We start from the raw sequence: 26,784 nt of genomic DNA on the forward strand, positions 1-26,784 counted from the left end.
ATCAGTGCTTTTGGTCTGGATTTTTGTTTGACAACTTTTAGCTTGACGGCTTTTTCCTTATTTCCGCCAAAAGTTGGAACATCCTGTCTTATCTAAAATATTAAATTCGATTATTTTTTCAAGTAATGCTAAATCAACCGGACCATCCCACGGAATACGTACCAGTTCCTTGCTGTGATTATATCCGGCCTGTACAATTTCATCAGAAAAATGATTGATGCCCGCCCTTTCGGGAGCAACGGCCAAATGCTGCCTGGCTGTACTAAAACCGATGATAAATGTGCCGTGATCTGTAAACATAGGCTGATTCCACGCAATTTTAGGCACTAAATCGGGAAACCTTTTGATTATCCAACTCAAAACTTCTTCCACCCGGGCCCGGTGCTGCGGGTTATCAATGCGCGACAAATATTCTGCAAAAACTTCCATGTCTTTACACCTCCAAAAAGGATCAAGTGTTCAAATATACCGGCAGTCAGCTTATGAATGAAAGCTCACTCCTTGCGGGATGTCTTTCGGCCGGATTTATTCAGGGCAATTGCAGCACGGATCAGCTCGGTAAGTGCCTCCTCATCCACCTCGTCTCCCTCGTGGAAGTCGATGGCCCTCCTGGTGTTCCCCTCCAGGCTTGAGTTAAAAATATGCGAGGGATCGTTAAGGGATGCTCCCTTGGCAAAAGTCAGCTTCACAACGTTCTTGTAAGTCTCACCGGTACATATCATCCCGTCGTGGGACCATACCGGGGTCCCCCTCCACTTCCACTCCTCCGCCACCTCCGGATCGGCCTGCCTGATGAGGTTCCTTATCTTTGAGAGCATCCGGCCCCTCCAGTCGCCCAGTTCCTCAATTCTTTTGTCGATCAGCCGAGATGGGGATTTCGTATTTTCTGCAGACTGTTTTTCCATGGCAGCATCCTCCTTCAAAAATATCAAACTTCACTCATATTATTGTTTCTTGTAGTTTTCAGGAATATTCTTTTCAATTGCTAATTTAATCATAAATTACAATACCGGCATGGCCTGTATCCCTGCAAGCAGGCCCGGCAGTCCGATATCCAGCAAAATCAGGTATGCTTATTTCATCTTCTATGATCAGTATTTTAGACATTTTTTCATCAACATTCCCTTTGATGATACGCTAAAAATATGCGTAAATCAATCATGAGCAGAGAAACCAGCTAATTTATATGAAAAAACACGTCTGCAATATTTAGGCAAATTATCAGACACTTTTCCCGGTAAAATTATATTCCTATCTCCCTCATTTTGGCTATTACTTTTTCCATCCTGTCGTCAATATCCGTGCCGCTGAACTTTGAAAGCCGCATTTCACTCACAATTTTCCCGTCGCACATAAACATGATGCGCTGAGCACGCACAGCTACATTTGCATCATGAGTTACAAGCATGACCGCAGTGCCGTCCTCGTTGATTTCGGAAAAGATGTTCATAATATCCTGGGCGTATTTTGAGTTAAGCGCACCGGTGGGCTCATCTCCAAAAATAATCTTCGGATTGCTCATAAGTGCACGGCATATTCCCGCACGCTGAAGCTGTCCTCCCGAAGCCTGTGTAACATCCCGCTTCTCCAGTTCTGCGATGCCCACCTTTTTCATAAGTGCTCTTGCCTTTTCGGTGATCTTGGCAGCATTTTTTCGCCTATCCCGTATTGAGGTCAGAATGATGTTGTCGAGGATATTCAGGTTTTTCAGTAAGGTCGGCTGCTGAAAAACAAAACCCATTTTTGTTCTGCGTATGTCGGCAAGCTCATTTTCTCCCAGTGCCGACAGATCACTGCCGTCAAATGCAACCCTTCCTCCGTCAACACCGTCCATTCCGCTCAGGGCAAACATCAGCGTGGATTTTCCCGAACCTGACGGTCCCATAACCGAGACAAACTCACCCTGGTATATTTCAGCAGAAACTCCATCGAGGACGTTGCGCTTTTCATCGCCCTTACCGTAGGATTTTACTATATTTTCACCGGTAACAATCTTGTTCATAAGCTACTCCTTTATATTTTCAGATATTTTTATTTGTCCCGCCCCCGAAGTTCCAATTATTGTTGCTGTAAGTGCGGCGCATATCATCACCGCGGGACACAGCAGATATGCTGAAAGCGGATTGACTGCAAACTGAAACGACGATGCCCCGAAGTAGGCAATTACCGCACCCGCAAGTGCCTCTCCAAGAGTGTTTGCCAGCAGCGTTCCAAGAACGATTCCGAATATCAGAACAAATACCGAGCGTGAAACATATTGCACCTTAATATCCTGGTTTGTAAAGCCAAACGCTTTCATTACAGCAATAGAATATCTGTCTTTTGCCACCAGCATTTTCAAAAACAGCAGGGTTACCAGTACAGTTACAGCCAGGGCAACAGCCATTGCGGCATAGGCAGCTTTTTCAACAGAGCTTCTTGTGGAGCCGAATGTCTGGGTAATGTATTGATCAATATCCGATATCTTTGCAAAATCAAACCGGCCGATATATTCCGAAATCTTTGCACCGGTACGCGATTTATCCGGGAGCTCGGCGTAAATAATACTCCACATGCTGTCGGCCGAATCGTCGGTGAAAACAGCCTTGGCGGTTTTTCCGCCATTGGTGATGTCTGAATAGATGCCGCATACCGTAAATTTTTTCTCTTTTCCCTGTATAACCAGTTCCATGACATCTCCCACACTTTTCCCCAGCTCATTGGCATTTATAGACGAAAGCGCTAATTCATCTTCTGCTGCCGGTACCCTGCCCTCGGAATATTTTACGGGGAACGCCGAATGATCTCCCAACTCCACTTTTATGCGTTCCACCGGACCGCTCCCGGACTTTGTCTGAAATGTCTTGGTGGTAAGCACGGCAAATTTGGATATGGAGTTGTCCCTCTCCATCACCTTTGCAATTTCCCCTGCTTTTTGTGAAATATTATCGATCTGCTGAATATCAATACGAATATCACAGCTTCCTATTCCCATGTATTTTATAAAATTTTTTGAAGAAATGGTGTTGTACAGGTTCTGGGGAACAATGATAATAAATACTGAAATCACCAGCACCGCAAACATTGTAACGTATAGTCCTTTTCTTGTGAGTACATCTTTGACGCCGAGAAAGACATTCGTGTCAACCAGCTTGCTCCGGCTCAGGCAAAAATACTTTGCACCCCCGGACTTTTCCTGTGATATGCCGAAGCGTATGGCTTCAGCGGCGGATATCTTCCCAAAGCGCCCCAGTACTCCTCTTATATAGGCAAGCATTGCAAAAAATACAAGCAGGACACCTATTATACCGAAAAACAAGGCAAAAGCGGAATTATGGCTTTCACCCATATAAAGCCGTATATTTTCAAGCAGCATGCCCCTGAACACAAAAGTCAATGCAAATCCCAGAATACTTCCTGCCGCAGCAATAGCTGCGTATTTAGCCAGATATATTTTCTTTATGTCCGAAACACGCATGCCTATTGCTTTCATAACACCTATTTCGCGGTAGTCGTCCTCAATTTTCGCAAGAAGCGTGAAGCGTACACACATAAACGCAATTGCAACCACAAGCACACTTATAAGAAGTATGACCGCAATCATTAGCCCGTCAGAAATTGCGTTAAGCATTTTGAAAAGCGGATATGTAATCGTTGGCCCGTTTGCTTCAAGTCCTGCGGAGGTGTAAGTGTTTTCAAATTCACCAAGTGCGGACAAATTCTTTAACCTGAACTCAATCAGATATTCGGTGCTCCCGTAATTCTTTATTTCAGCATAGTCATTTTCGCTGATAAGAAACCTCTTTGATGAGGCAAGCAGAGAATTCATCTGTGAATCGCGTAGAAAACCCGCTACGGTAAATTCCTTCCCGTATATCATTGCCCTGTCACCGGGTTTTGCCGTTCCGTCCTTCCAATAACATACCGGCACGTAAATCTCTCCGTCGGATGCGTTTATGAGATTTCCGCCAAGGTCAAGGAGATAATCGAATTTTTCACTCTGTATGGAAAAGCCGTTGTCCTGAACACTGCCCGCAAGCGAATTCCCGCCAACTATAATCCGTGCACCGTCAGCATTGAGAAATTCAAGCACCTGAAAATCATCTACGTAACTGTTTTCCTCTGCAAATGCCTCAAGCCGGGCTGTATCAATTTCACCCGAATGCATCTGCATAAAATGCGGAGTTTTTGCCTGCATCATAAGCGTATCTATAGCACCTGAAAGATTCACAACGAGTATGGCAGCCAGAGAAACCAGAAATGCCGCAGCAGCAACAAATATCATCGTTACCAGCGTTATCAGCTTGCTTTTTAAAACATCATTAAGGATTATTCTGCTATACATAAATCACCTTTGCTTTCATGCTTTTCAAGATTTTTAACAGATTTTAAGCTGTATAGAATTACCGAAGTTATACATAACATCATCCCGGAGATAATAATAAGAAATCCTGTTCCTCTGCCGCTGCCCGTGCCGATGATCTTACCCACACTGTCTGCAAGTGCTCCGCCGTCAACCAGCAGAGGAGTGAACACATAATCTGCGAGCAGTCCCGCAAGTGCATAAGCAGCAACAAAGCCCAGCTGTGAAATTAATCCGATAAATGCCCACGCTCTGCCCTGGACGGAATTTTCAATGTTGGTTCGGATAAGAAAATCCAGGCTTGCATTGGCAAAGGGCATCATTGCAAAAAAGAGAAATCCTGAAATACAGATAAGTATAATATTTTCACGGAGGCCGAAGGCCGAAATAAATATCCCCTCAAGCAGCAGTGAAGCTGAAAGCATTTTCACATAGCCCTTTTTGATTGGAATAATTCCTATAAGTACACTTGATACAAGCATTCCCGAAGCGACAATTGTTTCACTTGTCCCTGCTGCGGAGCTGTCCGTAAAGCTGAGCAACATCGGTAATGAAAGTGTCTCCATTGCTCCAAGGAAAAATGTTATTACAGCTCCCAGGATCACAAGAACAAGTACGCCCCTGTTTTTTGAAACGGCACCCCAGCCGTCTTTGAATTCCCGGATAAGAGATGATTTTATCCGTTCATATTTCTTTGAAGCAAGACCCTTTCGTACGGCAAGAGTTGATGTAACAGTTACAAAAAAAGTACATATGTCAATTACAAGCAGCAGCTTAATATCTGATACAGTCAGCAAAAATCCTGCAATTATGGGCGAGATCAAATATTTCGCCGAGCCCGCCGCCTGAACAAGACCGCTGGCCTTTGTGTACTCATCCTCGGTTAGCAAATCGCTGACCGTAGCTTTATATGCGGGTTCCAGCAGCGATGAAAACACCGAGCTTATTGTAACTCCCACACAAATCTGCCAAAGTCCGGCCTTTCCCTGAAGCATACAAATCAGAATAAATACAAGTCCCACCACCGAAAGACTGTCACCGAGCACCATAAGAAGTCTTCTGTCATAACGGTCGGCAAGAACACCTGCCACAGTGCTCAGAAGAAGCGATGGCATAAACGCAAGCAAGGTTACAAATGCCATTGACGATGCCCTGCCCGTCTGCTGGAAAACATAGATTCCCAGCCCGAACGACGTAAGTCCGCTTCCTGTTGCTGAACATAATTCTCCCGACCACAGAAGCAAAAATTTTCTGAATGATTTTTCCGGGTTACCCATTGCCTTCTCCATTCTCAGCGCCAAACATCTGCATACCGTACATAAAACTTCCGCTTTTCATACCCAGCAGCCGCTCTGCGTTGAAAATAAAAGCCCGTATGCGTGAGGCGCGTTCCTCCTCCGTCAATTCAATCATATCTCCGTCAAATACGGTATTCGCATACGTCACAACCATTTCCATACACTCATACGGGAACGGTGTGCTGAACAGTCCCTGATCAATACCCTCCCGGATTATTTCCGCAAGTATGGGCGTAACACCGCCTATTATGGCCTTTTGTATTTTCTGATGCATAAGCGCATTCTGCGGTCTGTGAATATGTTCTATAATTTCCTCGCTGCTTCGGCCGCTTATATTCAGTGCCATCACAACACTCAGGATGCGCTCGTTTACAGGTACACTCCGGTCTGAGGCTGCTGCCTGTGCAGCATTGAGGAGACGGGCGTTATGCCGTTCAATCAGTGCATCCATAATATCTTCCTTGGATTTGAAATGATAATACAGGGTTCCCCTTGCAATTCCTACCTTTTCTAAAATATCGTTTGTACTTGTGCCGTCGAAACCCTTCTCACCGAAGAGCTGATCAGCCGCATCCAGTATTTCGTTTCTGCGTTCCTCAGCTTCTTTTACTATTCTCATTATTACTTCTCCTCATTGTATACCGACCGACTGTCTGTCAGTTAATATCAGTATACCATTCCTTATTTATCATGAATAGTACCAAATTTTTATTTATATTTTTGAGGAAAAAAATGAACCCTGCATGAATATATATAAGTTTTAAAACAGGCGCCCTTCAGTTTCAAAAGAAACCAAGGGCGCCATTTATGGGTAAATATTTATCATATACGTATTATGTAAACCAACAAGAACTTTCATTATTCATCAACATTGATGTGGAATACCTGTGCAACAGCCTTGATTTGATTGCTTCTCTTTCCTGTAGCAACAATAACATGATGGGAATAAATCCTTTCCATTAGCCTGTAGCCATCCGCTACCCTGATCAGTCCGCCGTTGCGGCAGTCCGATCCGGGATACTGCACATACTCTTCCAATACGGCCTTTTCAATCATTATACTCCCGAAGGTGGAATGAAGCTTGCATAAGGTTAAAGGGCCCTTATCCACCTCAGCATCAACAGCAGTAGAATTCTCACCAACCAGCCAGGAAAGCACCGGCGGTCTCAGAACCCATTTTGACGTACCTTTTTGAGGCATACAGCCAAAATATCCGCAATGTACCAGCAGAGCATGGTCGTCGGGATCGCTTACCCGGGGAAATTCCTGTATTTTTTCATGGGACAGGGCCGGCATTCCGGACAGGAACGGATAAATGTTTGTAGTAAGAATTGCAGAATCAATCGTTGAACCTATAAGGTATTGAGTCATAAGAGAGGAGGTGTCCCCCTCACACACCCACATTACACCGCGATCCTGATAAAGAAGATTCCATGCAAGACACGGTGTGGTATCACTGTCATAAGCTTCATTCAGGCAATTGACACCGCATCCCGCAACATTCCCCTCCGTATCCACCTCATCCCGCAACGCCATGAACAATTTTACAGAGGCCAGCAAAGGACGCTCATAAGGCACCTGATTATGGAAATTCCAACGCTTCACTTCAATCCGCGCAGCCTCATCTGAAATGGCCTTTGCCTTGTTGCATAGATCGATATATGGCTTTCTCACTATGGTAATACCGAATTTCTCTTTTATATCCCGCGTACATTCATCATTCCACCAGTAGAATATTTTGAACTGTTCCGGAATCAGCCCATCTCCCGGAGTATCCTGAAAAATCAGGAATTTCTGTTTTTTCATTTCCCTTTTCAGGGCAAAGGCTTTAAATATAGTCTTTGCTAGCTCCATACTATGGGGATTATAAACCTCAAGTCCTTTTGACTTCAAGTAGGCTACCGATTCCCAGTCAAACATGAGTGAGACTCCAAATACCGTTGTAATGACAATAATGGGAATGTTGACCGCCTGCCTGATCCGATCTATTTTTGTATAAACATCCACAGCCATGACAGGCAGCAGTACGGCGTCGGCCTCGGGTAAAGGGTTCCCCATCAGCACGGGGTCCAGGAACTCGGCTTCATTCTTATAAAGCTCTCTCAGCACATCGTATATCCTGTCAAACTCCTTGATATCGGTACTTTCAAATCTCACGGCTACTATTTTTGCTCTCATAATGGAAATCCCTCCGTCCATCTCGTAATTTCTTAAAGCACTTTGCAATATTCCACTTTCTCTCCTCCCGGTGAACGCACCAGGAAGTACTGAAAACCGGCTTCCCAGAACCCCGGAATTTCTACAATACCTTCAATGATATCCAGCTTTTCAGCTTTAGCGGTTTCAAATTCCTTTTCTATATCTTCAACTTCATAGGCAATATGGTCTATCCATCCCCCTGTGAGCTGAGCCCTTTGAGCATCATCACTGCCCTGGGGACGCTGGATCAGTTCACAGAGAATACCCGCATCTGCGGAATAAACAAATTTCACCCGGCTGCCCTCATGATGGAATTCCGCTTTTTCTTTAAACCCCGAGTGCTCTATATACCATTTTGCACACAGCCCGGCATCCGGAACGATAATACCTATGTGCTGCATTTTTTTTAAAGTAATCATAATTTTCGGCTCCTTATCCTTTTACTGCTCCCGCGGCTATTCCGCCTTCTATCCTCTCCTGGAAAATCAGGTATATAACCATAATAGGCACAATTGAAAGCACGATTGAGGCAAACATCGGTCCCCAGCTTGTAAATCTTTCCCCTTTCAATCCCAGCAGTGTTACTGATATAGTCTGCATTGATTTCTGCTGCAGCAGTGTATTGGCAAATATAAGTTCATTATATACGGCGAGGAAGGTTATAATTGCCCCTGTAAATATTCCCGGCCTGGCAATTGGGAATATGACCCGGAATACAATCCCTGTGGTGCTGCAGCCATCAATATAGGCAGCCTCGTCAATTTCGCGGCTCAATCCGTTTATATGTCCCACAATCAAATAAAAACTCATTGGAAAGTTTATTCCGGCATATAAGATGATCATGGGCAGATAATGATCCTGGAGGCCAAACGTAGTAAACATCTTTACAATGGGAATAAGCATTCCATATGCGGGAATCATAAGTCCCAGCAAATAGTACAACCGCAGAAAACCACATGCTTTAAGCAATTTTCTCGAAATCACATAGGATCCCATTGTAACTGTAATTACCACGATGATAGTTGCTCCAAAGGAAAAAATAAAAGAGTTCAAAACCGACCTGAGAATTCCGATATCATTTATTGCCGACCTGTAATTGTCCAAATTGATTTCCTTAGGCAGTGCAAACATGGTATTCCAGATCTCATTGTTATCTTTTAACGATGAAATCACCGTAAAGTAAACCGGGTATAAAAAAATAAAAGAAAATAAAATTGCAAAAAATACATATATAATATTGTTTGGTTTCAATTTCCTCTGCATATACGCCACCCCTTTCAATCCCTGTCCCTCTTTGAGAAAATAAAATTCAATATAAGTGTAGCGCCGAACGATGCAATGATCAGGAAGGAGCCGATTGCATTGGAATAACCGTAATTATTATAAGTAAAAGCATTTTTGTACAGCAAGGTTCCAAACACTTCAGATGCACTGCCGGGACCGCCCCCTGTCGTAGCATAAACCATTTCAAAGGTGGTGATTGAACCTATAACACAGTTAATAACAAAAAGCTGAAAACTGCTTTTCATCATTGGCACTGTTATATACATCAGTTTTTGTAACGGATTCACACCGTCTACAACGGCGGCCTCATAAATTTCTTCCGGAATTGAAGTCAGCCCTGCCGAAAAGATCAGCATGTTAAAGCCTGCATAGGTCCATGCATTAATTACAGTGATGGCATAAATAGCCCAGATCTTGCTTCCAAGAAAATTTACGTCAACAGTGTTCAGTCCAATCATATGAAACAGCGATGCAACAGGCCCTCCCTCAGGATAGAGAAGGAAGTACCACATAAGAGCGATGGCAGTACGGCTTATGACCTGTGGGAAAAAATAACTTGTCCGCAAAAACCTTTTACCCCTCAGTTTGCTCTGTATAACAGTGGCAAGAAAAAACGCCACCGGCAATATCAAAAGAAAGCCTGATAAAATAAATATGCCGATATTTCTTAACGCAGTATAAAACCTGTTATCCATAAAAAAGGCGATGTAGTTTCTCAATCCCGTAAATTCCATACTGGAACTGGGAATTCCGTTCCACTTGAAAAAAGACATATAAAAAACGCTGACCATCGGATATATGATAATAAATGAATAAATCAGAAAAGCCGGTAAGCTGAGTAAAACACTTTCCATTTTACTTCGAAAATTTTTATTTCCTACCAAACCTGCGACCCCCTCCGGACGGATATTCATACGGCCTCTAGAAAAGGACTTCTAAAGGCCGCTTATTTTACAGTTATTTGTTGCTTGCCAAATAATTGTCCACTTCTCCCTGTATTACGTCACCGATCTCCTGTGCCTTGCTGCCTGAGAAGATAGTCTGCATATTCGTCCTTACCACATCCATCAGAGCTGCCATTTTGTCATACTGTTCAATTTCTCCGATCATGTTGACTGCAGAATTGTAGTATTCATTAAAACCGTTGGTAAGAGTATCTGCCGGTATGACTTCGCCGAAGGATACAGGATAAGTTCCGGAGCCTTTCTGCACTTCATAGAGTCCCTGCCAGTAATCCTGGGAAGAAAAATACTTCAGCACTTTTACAGTAGCATCATAATCCGCATCTCCGGGTTTTGAAGATATTGCAAGAAAATCGTCCGGTCCGCCCATCCACATATCCTTGTTTTCCTGATGAGCCTCAAAATATGGGAATCCTTTACATACAATATCCTTTGCATTGGAAAATCCATTTATAGTTGCTATATTCCAGGAGCCGCTGAAGCAGATGGCAGCCTCACCGCTTTCCAGTTTCGCCAATTCCCCGTCTGCCGTATAGGCCAGGTTGTTTTTACCGAACACACCTTCATCATAGAGCTTCTTCATATAAGAAATCAGACTCACCGTATCTTTTCCGTTCCACTTCTCTTCTCCGCTGATCAGCCTGTCTTTCAGATCGGCCCCGTATACTTTCATTGACAATGCTGTTAAAAAGTGTCCTCCGCGGTAATTATCCTTTGCTCCAAACGCCATGGGAGTGATACCCTTCTCAATCAGTTTCGGAGCTGCTGCTTCAATCTGCTCCCAGGTCTCCGGGATCTGAATTCCCAACTTATCAAAAATAGCTTTATTATAAAAAGTGCAGACACCGTACGGAGTTGTGGGAATTCCATAGATTCCTTCTATGCCGTAGGCACTGTAGTCAACAGGGCTAAACAGAGATTTCTTATAATTTTTTGTCCATTCGGGATCCTCTTTAAACAGCGGATCCAGGTCTGCAACAACTCCATTTTTCACATAGTCAATATTTGCTGCATAACCTAAAAAATTAAAGACTTCAATTGGATTCCCCGATGCTACCGAGGTTTTGAACTTGGTATCCCTTGAATTTTCATCGGAAACCGAAATGTCCTGCAAATCAATATCCGGATTTTCCGACTTAAACTTTGCAACCCGGTCAATAAAATACTTTTCACGGACATTATCCGGATTGCTGTATCTTGTCAGGATACGAACTGCAACCTTCTCATTCCCTGCCTGGTTTTGTCCGCCTGCTGAAGCCTGCGAGCTGCCTCCGGCCCCGCTGTTGTTACCCGAACAGCCTGAAAACAGGCTCAAAACCATCGCCATAGCCATTAAAAACCCAACTGCGTTCCTTTTTTTAACCATATTATCCCCCATTCCTTTCATATACGGAATATTTCTCCCCGGTTACCGCCTTATATTACTCTGCTTAAAGTGTCTCGGCCAACCGGGTGTTTTCTTTATTTTATTCGAAAGGAATTAGAACCACCATGGAATTCTTTACGCTGTTTTTGTAAAAAATTAATGATAAAATCCATAAAACCCATGTGATTTTTAGTCAAAATTATTAATTCTTATGACAGAAGAAGGTGATACCCCGAAATATTTTTTAAAGCACCTGCTGAAATAATATTCATCACTGTATCCCACCTGCTCCGCAGTGGATCTCACGTCCATACCTCTTGAACACAGTATTTCCTTTGCTTTTTCAAGCCTTATCATGGAAACATACTGTGTTACCGACATACCCACGGCTTTTTTAAAGCTGCCGCTGAGATACGGAGGCGTAACATGCAGGTAATCGGATATATCAGTCAGGGTCAGCTCCTGATTCCAGTAGTTATCCATAATGTATTGCTTAACTTTGTACACAAGCTCGATATTCTGCCCCCGTTTCCGGAAAAACTCCCTGCTTGCAATGATTTTTTCGGCAATACCGTAAAGCCAGGCATACATCCCATCAATACTTTTTATCCCCAAAAGAGCTGTCTCCAGATTACTGTACCCATCCATATATCCTTTAATGTCAAGGTTGGATTCGAAGGCTATTTCGGACAGTAAATAAAATATTTGCTTTACTGTTTGAGAGAACTCTGAATACCCAACCTTTTCCTCTCCGATATCACTGAATATCTTCTTCAGCTTCCTTGCCGTTTCTTCAAGCCCGCCGCTCTCCACCTCCCGTCTCAGCTCACCCTTCTGTGCTGAGGAAATCCGGAATTTCTTTTCTAAAAATGGCAGCAGCATGCCGTATTCCAATACTTTCTCTTCATGCATCATTGTGTTTTGCAGTGCTGTAAGTGCTTCTTCGTAGCCATCTGAAACTATTTCCGTGCTTTTCACTTCCCTGCTTATTCCGGCTCTGACACAGGCATACTCCGTCCCTTCCATACCGGAACAGACCGGCTTAAACAGTTCCATGCACCTTTGGGGCTGCATCAGAGAAGGGTTTTCTGAGATATCTATAAATAAAATGATACAATCGTCCAGCACATCATAAAGGGTTATAATATTCTGCAGCCCGGGCATCTTTCCGGTCAAAAATTGCAGCATTCTGTCCAATTCCTGTTTTATATTCAATTCACTGTCCTGATCTTTTTCTATTTTTATCACAACAACACGATACCCGTTGTGTAACCGGACTCCCTGCTGCTCAAGCTTTTCTTTCAATTCGTCTTCCTCAATGCCGATTCTGGCATGGAACAGATCACTGAAGAACTTACATTTCAAAAACAGGTTGATATGGTCCCTGCTTTCTTTCAGATTGAGCATGGTTCTTTCCCTTTCCTGCTCCTTATCCATTTTATTGGCCAGTTTCCCGAGTGTGGCGGAAAACTCCGCCTCATCCAATGGTTTCAGTATGTAGTAATATACTCCCTCCGCCATTGCTTCCTTTGCATATTCAAAATTACTATGACCGGTCAGAAAAATGACTTCAATCGGATAATTCCGTCTGCGTATTTCCCGTACAAGCTCAATACCATTCATATCAGGCATTGCAATGTCCACAATGGCAACATCTATCGCTTCCCTTTCCAGAATTTCCAGGGCATCAGGACCGTTACCGGCTTCACTCACCACCTGGTATCCCCATGACTCCCAGTCAAAACCAAAGATAATCCGTTTTCTTATCAACGTTTCATCATCAACAACCAGCACTTTATACATTTCAGTTCCTCCGCTCCCGTATCCGGGTATAGTCAAAACTTCTACTGCATAGGGAGCAGTATCTCAACTTCCGTCCCCATACTTTCTTCACTTTGAATAGAAAGACCATAATCTTCTCCGAAATGAAGCCTGATTCTTTCCTGTGTATTTTTAAGGCCGAAGCTGTCCATGTGATATTCTTCTTCCCTGCCTTCATGGATACTTTCCAGAGTTTTTGCACTGATCCCGTTTCCATTATCTGAAATACGAATCCTAATTTTGTTTTCAGCTTCCGATACCAAAATTCTGATTTCTCCGTTCCGCCCGCTCCCTATGATCCCGTGGTGGACCGCATTTTCCAGAATAGGCTGCAGTGTCAGCTTGTTGATATGGTATTTTTTAAGCTCTTCGGCACAATGAATCTTATAGGTGAAGGTATTTGAATGACAGATTTGCATGATATCAAGATAGTTTTTTGCAATATCCAATTCTTCCGAAATCGGTATTATATCTTTGCCTTTATTCAGTACACCCCTATAAAAGGCGGACAGCAGCTGTACAGTTTTTATTGCAAGTTTTTTTTCATTAATTACAATCAGACCGCAGATACTCTCCAGAATGTTATAGAAAAAATGCGGTGTCATCTGCATCTGAATCAATGACAATTCCGATTCTCTTTTTTTCTGTTCGGTTGTTACAATTTTCTCCATAAGTTCATTGGTCTTATCGATCATCCTGTTAAATTCCACGGCAAGGGTTCCGATTTCCCCTCCATATTGTATTCTTATGCGCTGTTCATAATTTCCCTTTCCAATGTCATGAATCGTTCTGGTGATCAGCCCTAAAGGCTTTATTATGGACAGGATCAGAATACGGGAAAGAAATGATGCAATAACCAGCAGTATTAAGCCGATTACTATATCTACGACAGAAAATATATGTAAATCCCTCAAATATACATCCATTGGGATTGTACAAACTATTGACCAATCCAGCATGGAATATTTTTTTGTCATATACAACAATTTGTTCTGCTGGTCTATATGCTTTTTTTTATCATTAAAGTTTTTATACCAATTTTCACCGGAAAAATTTTTATACCGAAGGTCTGGGTTTTCGCTTGAAATTACCATACCGCTGCTGTCCAGAATAAAAATATCCATCCCGTTCTGGGCAAGTGTTTTATACAGCTTGAAAATACTGTCTGTGCTCAGCTCCATTTCCATTGCCCCTATGAGTTTTCCGCTGCTGCCGTCATAAACCTTGTGCAGATAACTGATGCAGTCTTCCTCTGCACCTTTAGTCCCGAAAAGCCACGGACTTTTATGCAGTGTAACCCACTCGGCATCTTCTTTGGATGAGGAAAGAAAATCAAGCATTATTTTCTTTTGTATTTGGAAATTTTTATCCTGAATTGCCATATTGACCGGGGCATATGCATTTGCATTCAAGTCGTAAAATATAATCGTACGGTATATATCATCCGAAACAAAAATACTTTTCATTGTTTCCTGAATAAGCCTGTATATCCGATACTGTTCGGAAGAATCGGCATTCAAGGTTTTGTTGGCTCCTTTTAACAAGTCCTGGCAGGGACCGCTGGCAAGTACAAGAATAGAATCACTTTTTACCCTCTGAAAAAACAGATCCATTTTTTCGGAAACCGTGGTAAGATCCTTTTGAGTATTTAATTCTGTTTTAATTGAAAGTTGATATCTCATGATGTTATAAGTACTTATCATGAAAATTATGACCGTAACGATAATTATGATTACCATCACTGTAGAAATTCTCTGACCGATAGAGCTGAAATACAGTTTTCGTTTTATAATCTCCGTAAGCTTTTTCATAGATATCATTCCTTTCGCTGTGTTTAAATCACAAAAAAAGACAAACATACCCAATCTATGGTCTGACCATGTATTTTTACTCTGCGGCAATTACGTCTATTAAATACTCTAAATAAATAGTATACATAATAACTATTATACATGCAGATGAAATATTATCAATGCTCAAACTGCCCTGCTCCGATCAGTATCCTTATTCCGAGAATGACAAACCAGGCCGGAAAAAATAACTGGGAAACAAATGCCATAGCTGTTCCGAGCAGCCAGGGATAAGCTCCGATTAAATCAAATATTCCTGCCAGAAATCCAAAATTTGCTGCAGGCTTTCCAAGCACACTTTTTCTTATTGCAAAACTCAATATGATGGTGGCCGCACTCAGTATGATAGCTGTACAGTGCATGCCTCCATAGTAGATACTGATTATCAGCTTATAGATATCAGGTGATAATTCAATATTATACACCGGGTATACCAATCGTCCCAGAATAATGACCAGCATTATATTTACCGGTATAATTGTAACCAGAAGACCGCAGCCAACCAATGTCTTGATTCTGTCGGCTCGCACCAATATCCTGTACAGTGCAGCTATGGAAGGAATCATTAATAAAGTGGCAAAGAAAAACACTTCGTCAGCCATTGCGATGTTGAACCGCCAATCGGCCAGCCATGCCATCAGCTCCGCATCCACCGACGGTGGAGCAGGTAAAGGTAAAAGAAACAGGTATTGGACAAAAAAGAGAACTCCAGAAATAATCAATGAAATTCCACCAACTTTAATAATACCGGGCTTTTGTTTCATAGGCTCCTCCTTAATACAAATTAATTACTTTCTATTTTAACGCGATCCATGTGTGTAGTATACACTTTTGTCCATACCCGATATTTTGTTAAACGGGAAACTGTATACAGGTGTGCAAACGTGCTATAATTAGCTTAAGAGTCATTTTATTTTTTTCGTAGAAAGGAGATTTTTTAATGAATAAGGTGCAAATGGATCGAATCCGTACAGGAAAAGGCTTTATTGCTGCCCTGGATCAGAGCGGCGGAAGTACTCCAAAAGCACTTCTTCAATATGGAATCAAGGAAGACAGCTATTCCAATGAGGAAGAAATGTTTAATTTAGTGCATGATATGAGAAAACGGATTATAACAAGTCCCGAATTTACTTCAGAGTATATCTTGGGCGCCATTTTATTTGAGAACACAATGGACCGCACCATTAACAATCAATTTACTGCTGATTACCTTTGGGAGAAGAAGGGCATCGTTCCTTTTTTAAAGGTTGACAAAGGACTGACCGCGATTGAGAATGGTGTTCAACTTATGAAGCCAATCCCGGATTTGGACAATCTTTTAAAGCGGGCTGTTGAAAAGAACATTTTCGGAACCAAAATGCGCTCTGTTATTAAAGAGGCCAACTGCGAAGGAATAAAAAAGGTGGTCAGGCAACAGTTCGATATTGGTAAACGGATCATTGAGGCCGGGCTGGTTCCAATTATTGAACCCGAGGTGGATATTCACAGTCCGGATAAGGAAGAATCGGAAAAAATATTAAAATACGAGATTTTCAATCAATTGTCCAGCCTTGGACAGGATGAGAAAATCATGCTTAAGCTATCCATACCAACAAAAGATAATTTCTTCAGCGATTTGGTGAATGATTCCCATATTGCGCGGGTTGTGGCTTTGTCCGGGGGATATACCCAAAGGGAAGCAAATGAAAGGTTAGCACGTAACCAAGGGCTGATCGCCAGCTTCTCGCGTGCTCTGTCCCAAGGCCTGACAGCTCAGCAAACGGATGAAGAATTTAATGCCATGTTGTCAAACTCCATTAAAGCCATTTATGCGGCATCAATTACATAATGGTTCCACTGGCGCTCCCCCTCTATTCAAATAGAAGGGGAGCGCCGGCATTTTACTTCAAACTATCATAAATCTTGGATAAATTATCTGTCATCCGATCCAAATATGTCATATCATTCTCGCTGCTCTCAATAGTATAGATAGTTTCTACTTTTGCGCCAACTTCATTGGCCAGCGTTTTGGAAACGTCCGGGCTTGCCATTTCTTCGGCAAAAATAGTGGTTACCTTGTTTTCCCTGCAATATTCTACAAGCTCGGTCAATTGCTGTGCACTGGGCTCGCCCTCTGCAAAAGTGTCTTCCACGCTGTTCTGCTCCAGGCCAAAATCCCTGCAGAGATAACCAAAGGCGGCATGTCCTGCCACAAAGCTCTTTTTATTTGCAGACTGAAATTTTTCATTATATTCGTCATAAAGCTTCTCCAGTTGTGAGATAAAATCATTACAGTTCTTTTCATAATAATCTTTATTGGACGGGTCTTCATTGACCAGGGCGTCCTTGATATTTTTGACCTGGAGTTCGGCACCCTTCAAGCTAAGCCAGATATGAGGGTCATATTGCCCGTGTTCTTCGATTTCCTCAGGATCGGTGTTCTTAATCGCATCAGCCCCTTTGGACGCTTCCACTGCAATCAGCTTCGCATTATCAGCAGCTTTGATTGCTTCCTCCGTCCAGGCTTCCATTCCCAAGCCGCTGTACACAAAAACACTGGCTGTGCTGAGTCCGGCAAGATCCTGGGCTTTCGGCTCAAAATCATGTGGTTCGGTACCGGCGGGTATAATAGTCGAAATTTCTACCTTGTCCTTTCCAACCGCCGAAACAAACTCCTTCATTGCATCAAAGGTAACAGAAACTTTTATCTTGCTTTCTCCGTTATTATCTGCTTTATTATCGTTATTGCTGCCGCACGCCGAAAAGCTCACAACAGTAATCAGGCATAGCAGCATCGCAGCCCATCTTTTTAACATTTTATCAACCTCCAAATTCAATACTTGCAAATGCATCCCATTTGCATCTATAATATATGATAGTGTTCAAGGATTTTTTTGTCAAGTGCGAATAATATGCATTTGTAATAAACATATTTTTCAGGTTACATCAGAAAGGGTGCTAATATGATTAAAGCAGAAGATTTATATTTTTCTTATACGGGTTCACCGCCATATGTACTGGACAATATCAATCTGGAAATACGTGACGGTGAGTATGTATCGGTTGTGGGTGAAAACGGCAGCGGAAAAAGTACGCTGATGCGGTTGATACTAAAATTCATAAAACCCACAAGCGGAAGCATTGTGTCCCGTACAAAGAGAATCGGATATGTTCCGCAAAAAAATGATTTCTCCAACTCCAATTTTCCTATTACAGTATATGAAACACTGAATTCTTACCGGAGGCTTTTAAAAATCAAAAACAAAAGCGTGATTGCTGAAAATCTTGAACAGGTTGGGATGTCCGGCTTTGCTCGCGCGCTGATGGGCACCCTCTCGGGAGGTCAGAGCCAAAAAATACTGATTGCCAGAGCATTGATGGGAAACCCTGACCTGCTGATACTGGATGAGCCCTCCACCGGAGTGGATATTAACAGTCAACAAGAGGTCTATGGCTTTTTGAAAAAGATAAACCAGGAAAACGGTATTACCATTGTTTCGGTTGAACACAATCTGGACGCCGCCATTTCAAACTCAACACTGATTTACCATCTGAAGGATGGACAAGGGCATCTCTGCACCCCTGGGAAATATGCGGAAGAATTCTTGAAAAACAAGGGAAAGGTCGATGACAATGCTTAATTACAGCTTTATGCAAAATGCAATTTTCGTTTCAGTATTTATTTCCATTTTATGTCCCTGCATTGGCATCTTTTTGGTGCTACGCCGCTATTCAATGATAGGGGATACCTTATCCCATGCGTCGTTAGCCGGTATAACACTCGGGCTTATGTCCAATCAAAATCCCATACTTGGGGCATTTATCTTTACATCCCTCTGCGGCGCACTGATTGAATTCCTGCGCAGCTATTTCAAAAAGTACACCGATCTGATCCTCACCATCGTGCTCTCTTTGAGCGTGGGTACTGCCATTACCATCATCAGTTCCGGGAAACTGCATGCAAATGCGGATTCCTTCATGTTTGGAAGTATCCTGACCGTAACCCGGTTCGACATGATCATGGTGTTGATCCTCAGTGCTGTCTCGGTCCTGACGCTTATACTTTTATATCATCAGATGGTTTATATCGCATACGACGAGGAGGCCGCCAAAGTTGCAGGCGTGAAAGTCAGGTTGATCAACTATGTTTTTTCCATTCTTGTGGCCTCGGCAATATCCGTCTCCATCAGAATCGTAGGCGTACTGGTACTCAGTTCCATGATAGCTCTTCCTGTGGCCACTGCACTTCAGCTTGGAAAGGGATTTAAACATACCTTGATATTTTCAATTGTTTTCAGCATAATAGACATCATGCTGGGGCTGTTTATTTCGTATTATCTCAATGTAGCCCCCGGAGGCTTTACCGCGCTTATTTCTGTTTTCGTACTTGTTCTGATCTTGATAATAAAAAAGATACAATCAAGCATCAGCGTCGTACGCGGTAAATGACGCACATGTGCTGATAGCCTCATAAAGTTGACTTCTGTATATGGTCATTTTATAATAAAGATAAATGTGGATAGTATGCATTTACGCACTATATAAACCATATAAACAATATAAAAAGAAATGCCGATATGCTAAAGAAATTTTGAAGTATATGTTAATATGAATATATAAACGAGGTGAATATATTGGAAAAGGCACAGAACAACTGGCCTGCAGGAATAAAAAGAACAAGGCAGCGTGAAAGTGTGCTCTCGGTGCTTGAAAATTCCAAGAGTCCCTTAACTGCAATGGATATATGCTCCCAAATGGAAAACGGTAGGGATGCCGCCTGGTTATCCACCGTCTACCGGATATTGGAGCTTTTCATTAAAAAAGGCGTGGTGATCAAAACCAACGTCATGAATAATGAAATGGCAGTATATGAACTCAATCGTTTTAAGCATAAGCATTATGCTGTCTGTATGAACTGCCATAAAATCATAGAAATGGATAATTGCCCGATGGAAAAATTCATACCAAAACTCGAAGATAAGGATTTCCATGTAATGGGGCATAACCTGGAAGTATTTGGATTCTGCAAGGATTGTAATCCGAATGGATAATTATAATAAATCCGATTTTTCGGATTATTGTCTCCACTTGCTCTGCACATAAAGCCCCCTGACAGGAGTATGTCTCCTGTCAGGGGGCTTAAGGCAGTGGAATCAGCTTCTCACATCTACCAATTTTGACTTGCGCATAAGGTTCAATATAATAGTAACTGCTTCTCCCCGCGTAATATTATCAGTCGGACGTAATTTACCCTGGTCCCCGGCAACCAGCCCGGCGCCAACGTTGAATCTGGCGGCGTCTACCGCCCAACTGCTTACATTTTCGGCATCTGTGAAGGCATTCAGATCTCCGCTCAAACTTGTAAGCTCGGTCAGCTTTGCTGCCTTTTGCATAATCAGCATGGCTTCCTGACGGGTGATTTTAGCCATGGGGTCGAATTTTTTGTTGTCTCTGCCTTGAATCAGCCCATATTCATATGCCGTGTTTACAGCGCCTGCATACCATGCATTTGCTGATACATCCGTAAATACTGATTTGGCGCTGTCCATGGGCAGTCCCAGAGCTTTGACCGTGATTGCGGCAAATTCGGCACGGGTAATGTCGCTACCTCCTCCAAACACATCCCGGGCAGCACCGTTTATTATCCTGCGGCTGTACATCTCGTTTGCGATCTTCTCATACCACTTGCCGGTGGTATCCGAAAACTTTCGTTGATTGTAAATCAGCGCATACACAGAATTGGTCAGGCTGTTAATTTGTGCATACCATTTTCCGTCTTTCATGTAAATGGATGTAGGAACCTGTCTTAGTGCACCATCGGGCTCCACAACCACAGCAGTAGTTATATTCCCGGCTTGCTCCTCTGTGATTTCTATTCTTCTGCTTACATAGCGTTTAAAGTTTTCTACATTGACAGTTTTTCCATTATAGGCGGCAGTGATTGAAAACTCCATGGCCGGGAGGATCAGTTTGCCCTCTTCCTTTTCGATTATTTGCTTGGTTTCAGCCTGTGCCGCTATAGAAGCGGTACTCTTGATGCTGAACACAACCTCGGAAGTGTTGACTGCACCGAGCTCTCTCATGATACTCCTTGTATCTACGGAGTTTGCCGGTAACGTGCAGACAATGTCATTGATCTCTACTGAAAGAGTCATATTTTTATTCGCAACATCTTCCACATTCTTGACAAGCAGCTGCACTATTGATTTATTGGTACTGCTTGTAACAGGGATAACAAAACTGGTCTTCGCTGTTGCAAGCTGCTTATACAATTCAGTTTGATTCACCGTAACAAGCGTCGTATCATCTTTAACCGTACGTGTTCCGATATTATACACCTTACCATCAATGATTACAGGTGCAATAACACTATTGCCAACGCTTGCAGGTACACTATCACTGCTGCCGCCACCGCCGGTGCCGGACGAACCTGAGCTGCCGCCTGGAGTGGTCTCGGTGTACACAAGAGCATTTATTGCACTAATTAAGTCCGCTAATGCCGTGTCAACTTCTGCCTGAGTTGCAGACGGATTATCAAATACAATTCTTGCTGTGTCAAGTTTCGCTTGAACATTTGCCCAGGTGCCGGCAGTATAACTTGTCGGTACCAGACCTGCCGCATTGGAGATTGCTGTATTCAGAGCATCTTTGTTGACAGAAGGTACCCAATCCATTGCCGTAATGACCAGGTTCAGATCAGTAGTCTCAAAAACAGCCTGGATGTTGCCCGGTAATGCGGCACCTTTGGTCAGACTCAATTTAAAGGTGTAGCTTCCTGCTGTACCGGTTGGGCTGCTCTCGGTGCCATCAGCCGGTGGTGTAAATACATCGCCGGCTGCAATCGCAGCAGTTACTCCGTTTAGAGGTGTGGCAAGGTCGGCGAGAATATTTTCAATATACTGTCTTGCTTCGGCTCGCGTAAGAACTCTTGCTGCGCCGAAGTCGAAAGATTCAAGTAATGCCTTTGCAGCTTCAATGTCATCCACATACTCTGCAGCTCTCACGGCCAGTTCAGCTTTGATGCCGCTGGCAGAATTCATGGCGGTAATAACTGCGTTGCCGTTGGCGCGGGCGGTTATCAGTCCATTTTTATCTACTGAAGCAATTCTGGTGTTGCTTGAAGAGTAGGTCAGATATTTATTGGTGGCATTATCCGGCAGGACAGTGGCTGTGATAGCTTGTGTGCTGCCTGGCTGCATCCAGATACTGTCCTCAGGATTAAGCTTGATACTGTTTACGAGTATGTCAATTGCGGTGCCGCCTGAGTCTATAACTGTTAATTCGCAGGCTGCACTGGCGTTTTTGCCGGTCGGGCTGGAGTCTTTGGCAGTAATAGTTGCCTCTCCGGGGCTATGGGTTATGACAAATCCTGTTGATTTGTCTACAGTAGCAACACTTGGATCACTGCTTTCCCACTCAATAGTAGAAACATCTGCGGTGTTAGGAGCTGCCGTTGCAGTCAATTTTGCGGTTTGCCCCTTTAAGAATTTAAGGTGTTTGGGAGTTACAATAATACTGTCGATAGCAGGAGGCGGCACATTGCCAAACACCTGAAACTCGTATATGGACATCCCATAGGCATTCAGAAAAGTGTTGGCTGATACCCTCAAGTAGCGAGCTTGTACAGGGGCAGCAAATGTGTAATTGTCCCAGACTGGTTTTGATGACGGTTCGGGACGGGTGATTTTGGTCCATGTAGCGTTGTCAGTCGAATACTCCAGGCTGTAAGAAGTTTTAGGGTGTGAACCTTCCCATAGAATATTAACGTCTGTCACTTCAAAGCTCTGGCCCATGTCCACGGTGAAAGTAATCCAGCCCGGGCTTGTGCCTATGTTATTGTAACCAACACGGGTGTTCTCGTCTCCGTCAACCGCATTTTTCACGTCTGAATTAGGAGTTTTATTGGTGGGGGCAACGACGAGAGTAACGGGTTTATTCAGTGCCAGGTTTACACGGTAGAGTTGCACAGTCAGTGGTATTGCGGCAATCTGAGTTCCTTCATAGGTAGCCACAAGGTTAGTTGTACCCTCTGCAAGACCTCTGACACTCACCGTATTTACTGTAGAGCCAGTAACTTCAGCAAGATCAGGATTTTGCACTGTCCACACTATTTTCGCAACCTGTGTGGGGCGTACCGTAGAGGGCAAAGCCGTAAATGCGATGTCACCGGTTTTACTTACATTAACGATGTTTGGAGTTTTGAGGGGATTTATACCGGTGGGGTCGATAGTTACGGCAGCGTCCTTGGAATAACGCACTGTCAGCCGGTCCAGCATGGGTGCCCAGGCAGCGTCCCCCTTATTGGCAATTTTAATTTTCAGGTAATTGGCGTTTTGCAGACCGTCAATGGTGTAATCATCCTTATAGAACTTGGGGGTGCGGTCCTGGTCGACAATATTACCCGGAGTTACCTGTGTCCAATTGTCAGCAGTGACATCGGCTTCGGTTGCTGCCGTATAGAAGGTGATAGTCGCATATTTGTTGGCATACCCGCCTTCGCCCGACTGCCAGGCATTCAGGTCAAAACCGGACATACCCGGAACGGCATAAGTCAACTCGGAAACTGTTGTGTTGCTGGGGCGCTTGATACAATCACCCAAGGAGCCAAAGTCCGACAACGCCTGCCAGGACCAGCCGGATGCAGGCGACAGCTTATACGCCTTGCTAAGGTCATTGCTGTTAAAATCATCTATGAATGTAAAGTAAGGTTTATCATCGTCAAAAACCACCTGCATTTCATCTGAACTGGTAGTGCCAATTATGTTGGCAGCATCCACCCTGAAGTAGTAGACTGCGCCGTCAATCAAATTTGAAATGTAGGAAGCGGTAGAACTGCCGAGATCAACAGTATGGGTATAATTGCCGCTTTCGGTGCCATAGTACAGCTTGTAGGAAGTGCCGCCCACATCGTCAAAGAAAACATTTATGCCGTTACTGTCAATTGCGTACTGCAGTGCGGGCTTTGCGGGGGCAGTGGTTGGCAGGGGCGGCATGTCCAGCGGGTTCGTTGAAAATACTACCGGGATTGCCTGACCCTTGCTGCCGCCTGTGTTGATGTCCAACTGGATGTATGGAGTCGTTTGCACTACATTGACGCGAGGGTCCTTCGAGATAACGGCGGTTGCAGCGCGGTTAACGGTGACAGTGACCATTCCGGTTGATGCCTGGGTGGGATCGGCAACATTCAGCGACAGGGTTTGTCCCGATTCCTGGCTCATAACTGCAGCGATGCCGTCAACGCTCATGTAGGCAGGAATGCCGTAAGCATCCACAGTCCCTTTCTGAGCGGTAAAATTGGCAACACCCAGGATATTCAATTTTTTTTCATACACTGCATGTGTATTTTCATCATGCTTGAGGATTTGCACATCCGGGCTGGTGCTGTATGCAGCAGTGTCGCTCTGCCGGCGGTTAGGCAGCAGCACAAAGGCATACGAATCGTTTACCGGATTCGTGCCATGGCTTTTGTACATAGTCAGGTAGCTTCTTGTCAATACATCGTCCAAACCGATGTTAAAGGGGCCGAGATCACTCATCTTGCCGCTTAGTGAATTGCGCAGGGTTTCAAGAGTTGTATCTTCTGGGAAGTATACACCCAGATTTGAGCCGCTTGTGTTACCCTCAACCCAAAGGTACTTCGGGTTGACAAGTTGCTCTGCAGTACCGATATCAGTGGACTTTGAATCGCCGTCCACTACAAGGGCATTTCCGCGGTCAATTTTAATATTTTCAAGAATTGTCTCCGTGGGTTTGTTGTCACTGGCGGTGATGCCGCTGCCAAGTTCTACGATCTCATCATCAAAAAAGAAATATGACTTTTTAGCATCAAGGGTGTTGTCCTTGTCCCGCAGGAACATGGCGGATAGACCGTAATTGCCGTCAAAACCAACACCGCCGGCAAAGCAGCCTGGACGGCCGGTTCCCTGAGAGGCCTTTCCGGTTCCACGCACAACTGTGGTGCCGGGAAGGCGATCCCAGTCAATGGTTGCTTTTACAGCGTCCTCGTTCTGATTAATATCGTCTGTGTACAGATAGAGCCGGCCGTTGTTGATGTTCCAGCCTTTACGGTTGGAGTCGCCGATTTCAAAGTTGTAAATACGGTTGGAGTGCATACCAAGACCTGCGGCAAAACCCTGCTCGGAGTGGTAGGCTGCCTTGTCGCCGACCGCATACTGATGGTAACTCTGGACAGAGCCCACCGGCTGATAATCACTGTTTGCCATCAGCTTGTTTTTCTCTGTGATTTCCGATATTGTGCCATTTGCGTTGAAGTTTTTGTTGACAATATCATTGGAAAGCCACTCTTTGAGATACCCATTGATATATGTGCTGTCTGCTTCGTCTTTTGCAATGTCTGCGAGGCGCATTAAGGTGGCCATATCCTGCTGACCAGGCTTAAGCTCGCCGCCAGGCCGGGTAATATCACGGCCCCTGCTCGTGTCCATCATCATGCCATTTGGCAGCAGGGGAATAAAGCCTTCATAGGCAATTTTGTATACGTTGCTGAGGTCACTGGAGCTTACGTCCCATTGGCTGCCTCTGAGATAGTAGAGGATCTCTACGATATCGCGGAAAGCTCCTGAACCATAACCTCCATTGTACATATGGTAGCCATGAAAAATGTGTGTACCGTCCTGGTAGAAACCATCGCCGCCAGTTACGAAATTAAGAAATTTTGGGTAAAAATCCTGGGTTTCTTTGAGAAGTTCCGCGTTCTTTGTAACGATGCCCACATAAAGGTCACACTTGCGGCGCCATATACCGTTGGTACCTGTGTCTGACCTCGATACAGCGCCAACTGTCTGCCATTTCAAGCAGGGCTTTGCATAGTTTGCAATCTGCGTTGGGGTAAGGTCGTCCCACATCATCATGGTTGTAGCCATAAGGCTCATTGGATTGCCAATACACCAGCTGTACCAGTTTTGGTAGCTGTTTACATTTTCATTGTAGTGGTATTGGTACATGTAATCCAGGGATTTTATGATGATATCGCGTGTCGCCGCATCCTTATAGAATCTGGTGCCCCTTGTGGCATAGGCCGTGGCGATTTCCTGGATACGCTGGTAGGTTAGCTGTATTTTGTCCGAATCGTACCAGCTTCCTGTCTGTCCAAGCGGATAGTCTGAAAACACACGACTTTGGCTGACGGGATCGGCAACCAGAAGATTGATACCTGCCTGGGCAACATCCTCCAGCGACTTCAATTTTAACGCATAATCCGGGTTGGCGGGATCCCAGGTACTGTCACCGATGGTAAAGTCAAGCCAGCGCTGACGAAGCTGATCGAATTCATCTCCTGTAGTTTTTGCTCCCAAAGTTATTGCTCCTGCAGTTGTTGCTTCCATGGTTATTGCTCCTGCAGTTGTTGTTTCTGTGGTTTCTGTTCCTGCAGTTTCCGTTCCTGCAGTTTCTGTTCCTATAGTTTCTGCTGCGTAGGCCGCTGGAGGAGGTATTACCCCCAACAGTAAAAACACCGCTATAAGAATGCTCAGCACTCGTGCATAAGAATTCCGGGTGAAGAAAATTTTACTCATAAGAACACCTCTTTACCTTTCCATAAAATTTTACATAATTCGTACAAAATTCTTTTTTCAGCCCTGGTACCGTTTCCTGAATCAAACATATAGCCTCCAAAGCTTTTGTCCATTACAAGGATACCCTCCTCTCATGTATAATTGAGTAT

The 26,784-nt window shown here is 43.9% G+C and carries 20 protein-coding genes; 4 read left to right on the forward strand and 16 right to left on the reverse strand.

What is annotated here, in order from left to right; all coding sequences use genetic code 11:
• Nucleotides 1-57: 57 nt before the first annotated feature.
• The 14 genes from CTER_RS07440 to CTER_RS07505 form a co-directional block, all read right to left on the reverse strand.
• Complete coding sequence (locus CTER_RS07440) at nucleotides 58-429, reverse strand: iron chaperone (RefSeq protein WP_004625077.1); 372 nt, start codon at nucleotides 427-429, stop codon at nucleotides 58-60.
• Between the two features lie 65 nt (nucleotides 430-494).
• On the reverse strand, nucleotides 495-905 hold the full coding sequence (locus tag CTER_RS07445; RefSeq protein ID WP_004624982.1) for a DUF1801 domain-containing protein: 411 nt from the start codon (nucleotides 903-905) through the stop codon (nucleotides 495-497).
• A gap of 338 nt (nucleotides 906-1,243) precedes the next feature.
• On the reverse strand, nucleotides 1,244-2,002 hold the full coding sequence (locus CTER_RS07450; protein WP_004624898.1) for an ABC transporter ATP-binding protein: 759 nt from the start codon (nucleotides 2,000-2,002) through the stop codon (nucleotides 1,244-1,246).
• Between the two features lie 3 nt (nucleotides 2,003-2,005).
• Entirely contained in the window at nucleotides 2,006-4,324 is a 2,319-nt protein-coding gene (locus CTER_RS07455) for an ABC transporter permease (RefSeq protein WP_004624964.1), read from the reverse strand.
• Nucleotides 4,309-5,619, reverse strand: a complete 1,311-nt coding sequence (locus tag CTER_RS07460; RefSeq protein ID WP_004625014.1) for an MFS transporter — start codon at nucleotides 5,617-5,619, stop codon at nucleotides 4,309-4,311. Before CTER_RS07460 ends, CTER_RS07455 begins: the two co-directional genes overlap by 16 nt.
• Entirely contained in the window at nucleotides 5,612-6,259 is a 648-nt protein-coding gene (locus CTER_RS07465; RefSeq protein ID WP_004624911.1) for a TetR/AcrR family transcriptional regulator, read from the reverse strand. The genes CTER_RS07460 and CTER_RS07465 overlap by 8 nt, the downstream gene beginning before the upstream one ends.
• 239 nt (nucleotides 6,260-6,498) lie before the next feature.
• Entirely contained in the window at nucleotides 6,499-7,818 is a 1,320-nt protein-coding gene (locus CTER_RS07470) for a hypothetical protein (protein WP_004624842.1), read from the reverse strand.
• Nucleotides 7,819-7,850: 32 nt separating this feature from the next.
• A complete protein-coding gene (locus tag CTER_RS07475; RefSeq protein WP_004624936.1) occupies nucleotides 7,851-8,258 on the reverse strand; it encodes a VOC family protein in 408 nt (135 codons plus the stop codon).
• 13 nt (nucleotides 8,259-8,271) lie between these two features.
• Nucleotides 8,272-9,102, reverse strand: a complete 831-nt coding sequence (locus CTER_RS07480) for a carbohydrate ABC transporter permease (protein ID WP_004624961.1) — start codon at nucleotides 9,100-9,102, stop codon at nucleotides 8,272-8,274.
• A 14-nt stretch (nucleotides 9,103-9,116) separates the two neighbouring features.
• On the reverse strand, nucleotides 9,117-10,007 hold the full coding sequence (locus tag CTER_RS07485) for a carbohydrate ABC transporter permease (protein ID WP_117387149.1): 891 nt from the start codon (nucleotides 10,005-10,007) through the stop codon (nucleotides 9,117-9,119).
• Nucleotides 10,008-10,080: 73 nt separating this feature from the next.
• Complete coding sequence (locus CTER_RS07490; RefSeq protein WP_004624819.1) at nucleotides 10,081-11,451, reverse strand: ABC transporter substrate-binding protein; 1,371 nt, start codon at nucleotides 11,449-11,451, stop codon at nucleotides 10,081-10,083.
• A gap of 189 nt (nucleotides 11,452-11,640) precedes the next feature.
• Nucleotides 11,641-13,254 carry a response regulator gene (locus CTER_RS07495; RefSeq protein ID WP_004624799.1) on the reverse strand — a complete coding sequence of 538 codons (1,614 nt, stop codon included), beginning with the start codon at nucleotides 13,252-13,254 and terminating at the stop codon, nucleotides 11,641-11,643.
• A gap of 41 nt (nucleotides 13,255-13,295) precedes the next feature.
• The gene (locus CTER_RS07500) at nucleotides 13,296-15,083 is read right to left on the reverse strand and encodes a cache domain-containing sensor histidine kinase (protein ID WP_004624888.1); all 1,788 of its coding nucleotides are present in this window, start codon (nucleotides 15,081-15,083) and stop codon (nucleotides 13,296-13,298) included.
• A gap of 158 nt (nucleotides 15,084-15,241) precedes the next feature.
• Complete coding sequence (locus tag CTER_RS07505) at nucleotides 15,242-15,886, reverse strand: hypothetical protein (protein ID WP_004624988.1); 645 nt, start codon at nucleotides 15,884-15,886, stop codon at nucleotides 15,242-15,244.
• A gap of 176 nt (nucleotides 15,887-16,062) precedes the next feature.
• Here CTER_RS07505 and CTER_RS07510 point away from each other — a divergent pair, with 176 nt between their 5' ends.
• A complete protein-coding gene (locus CTER_RS07510) occupies nucleotides 16,063-16,950 on the forward strand; it encodes a fructose bisphosphate aldolase (protein WP_004624775.1) in 888 nt (295 codons plus the stop codon).
• Nucleotides 16,951-17,002: 52 nt separating this feature from the next.
• On the opposite strand, the gene CTER_RS07515 is transcribed toward CTER_RS07510, so the two are convergent.
• Nucleotides 17,003-17,917 (reverse strand): metal ABC transporter substrate-binding protein, encoded by a 915-nt coding sequence (locus tag CTER_RS07515; RefSeq protein WP_004624948.1) that lies wholly within the window; start codon nucleotides 17,915-17,917, stop codon nucleotides 17,003-17,005.
• 147 nt (nucleotides 17,918-18,064) lie between these two features.
• Here CTER_RS07515 and CTER_RS07520 point away from each other — a divergent pair, with 147 nt between their 5' ends.
• From CTER_RS07520 to CTER_RS07530, 3 genes are all read left to right on the forward strand, one after another.
• On the forward strand, nucleotides 18,065-18,742 hold the full coding sequence (locus tag CTER_RS07520) for a metal ABC transporter ATP-binding protein (RefSeq protein WP_004625055.1): 678 nt from the start codon (nucleotides 18,065-18,067) through the stop codon (nucleotides 18,740-18,742).
• On the forward strand, nucleotides 18,735-19,550 hold the full coding sequence (locus tag CTER_RS07525) for a metal ABC transporter permease (RefSeq protein ID WP_004624802.1): 816 nt from the start codon (nucleotides 18,735-18,737) through the stop codon (nucleotides 19,548-19,550). Before CTER_RS07520 ends, CTER_RS07525 begins: the two co-directional genes overlap by 8 nt.
• Nucleotides 19,551-19,735: 185 nt before the next feature.
• On the forward strand, nucleotides 19,736-20,152 hold the full coding sequence (locus tag CTER_RS07530) for a Fur family transcriptional regulator (protein WP_004625032.1): 417 nt from the start codon (nucleotides 19,736-19,738) through the stop codon (nucleotides 20,150-20,152).
• A 102-nt stretch (nucleotides 20,153-20,254) separates the two neighbouring features.
• On the opposite strand, the gene CTER_RS07535 is transcribed toward CTER_RS07530, so the two are convergent.
• The gene (locus tag CTER_RS07535) at nucleotides 20,255-26,635 is read right to left on the reverse strand and encodes a polysaccharide lyase family 8 super-sandwich domain-containing protein (protein ID WP_004625029.1); all 6,381 of its coding nucleotides are present in this window, start codon (nucleotides 26,633-26,635) and stop codon (nucleotides 20,255-20,257) included.
• Between the last annotated feature and the right edge of the window lie 149 nt (nucleotides 26,636-26,784).

The sequence above is a fragment of the Ruminiclostridium cellobioparum subsp. termitidis CT1112 genome, assembly GCF_000350485.1.
In the GTDB taxonomy this organism is placed as follows: Bacteria; Bacillota; Clostridia; order Acetivibrionales; family DSM-1351; genus Ruminiclostridium; species Ruminiclostridium termitidis.

Coding starts and splice junctions, on each gene's coding strand:
- CTER_RS07440 (WP_004625077.1), bottom strand. CDS start 429: ATGGAAGTTTTTGCAGAATATTTGTCGCGCATTGATAACCCGCAGCAC.
- CTER_RS07445 (WP_004624982.1), bottom strand. CDS start 905: ATGGAAAAACAGTCTGCAGAAAATACGAAATCCCCATCTCGGCTGATC.
- CTER_RS07450 (WP_004624898.1), bottom strand. CDS start 2,002: ATGAACAAGATTGTTACCGGTGAAAATATAGTAAAATCCTACGGTAAG.
- CTER_RS07455 (WP_004624964.1), bottom strand. CDS start 4,324: ATGTATAGCAGAATAATCCTTAATGATGTTTTAAAAAGCAAGCTGATA.
- CTER_RS07460 (WP_004625014.1), bottom strand. CDS start 5,619: ATGGGTAACCCGGAAAAATCATTCAGAAAATTTTTGCTTCTGTGGTCG.
- CTER_RS07465 (WP_004624911.1), bottom strand. CDS start 6,259: ATGAGAATAGTAAAAGAAGCTGAGGAACGCAGAAACGAAATACTGGAT.
- CTER_RS07470 (WP_004624842.1), bottom strand. CDS start 7,818: ATGAGAGCAAAAATAGTAGCCGTGAGATTTGAAAGTACCGATATCAAG.
- CTER_RS07475 (WP_004624936.1), bottom strand. CDS start 8,258: ATGATTACTTTAAAAAAAATGCAGCACATAGGTATTATCGTTCCGGAT.
- CTER_RS07480 (WP_004624961.1), bottom strand. CDS start 9,102: ATGCAGAGGAAATTGAAACCAAACAATATTATATATGTATTTTTTGCA.
- CTER_RS07490 (WP_004624819.1), bottom strand. CDS start 11,451: ATGGTTAAAAAAAGGAACGCAGTTGGGTTTTTAATGGCTATGGCGATG.
- CTER_RS07495 (WP_004624799.1), bottom strand. CDS start 13,254: ATGTATAAAGTGCTGGTTGTTGATGATGAAACGTTGATAAGAAAACGG.
- CTER_RS07500 (WP_004624888.1), bottom strand. CDS start 15,083: ATGAAAAAGCTTACGGAGATTATAAAACGAAAACTGTATTTCAGCTCT.
- CTER_RS07505 (WP_004624988.1), bottom strand. CDS start 15,886: ATGAAACAAAAGCCCGGTATTATTAAAGTTGGTGGAATTTCATTGATT.
- CTER_RS07510 (WP_004624775.1), top strand. CDS start 16,063: ATGAATAAGGTGCAAATGGATCGAATCCGTACAGGAAAAGGCTTTATT.
- CTER_RS07515 (WP_004624948.1), bottom strand. CDS start 17,917: ATGTTAAAAAGATGGGCTGCGATGCTGCTATGCCTGATTACTGTTGTG.
- CTER_RS07520 (WP_004625055.1), top strand. CDS start 18,065: ATGATTAAAGCAGAAGATTTATATTTTTCTTATACGGGTTCACCGCCA.
- CTER_RS07525 (WP_004624802.1), top strand. CDS start 18,735: ATGCTTAATTACAGCTTTATGCAAAATGCAATTTTCGTTTCAGTATTT.
- CTER_RS07535 (WP_004625029.1), bottom strand. CDS start 26,635: ATGAGTAAAATTTTCTTCACCCGGAATTCTTATGCACGAGTGCTGAGC.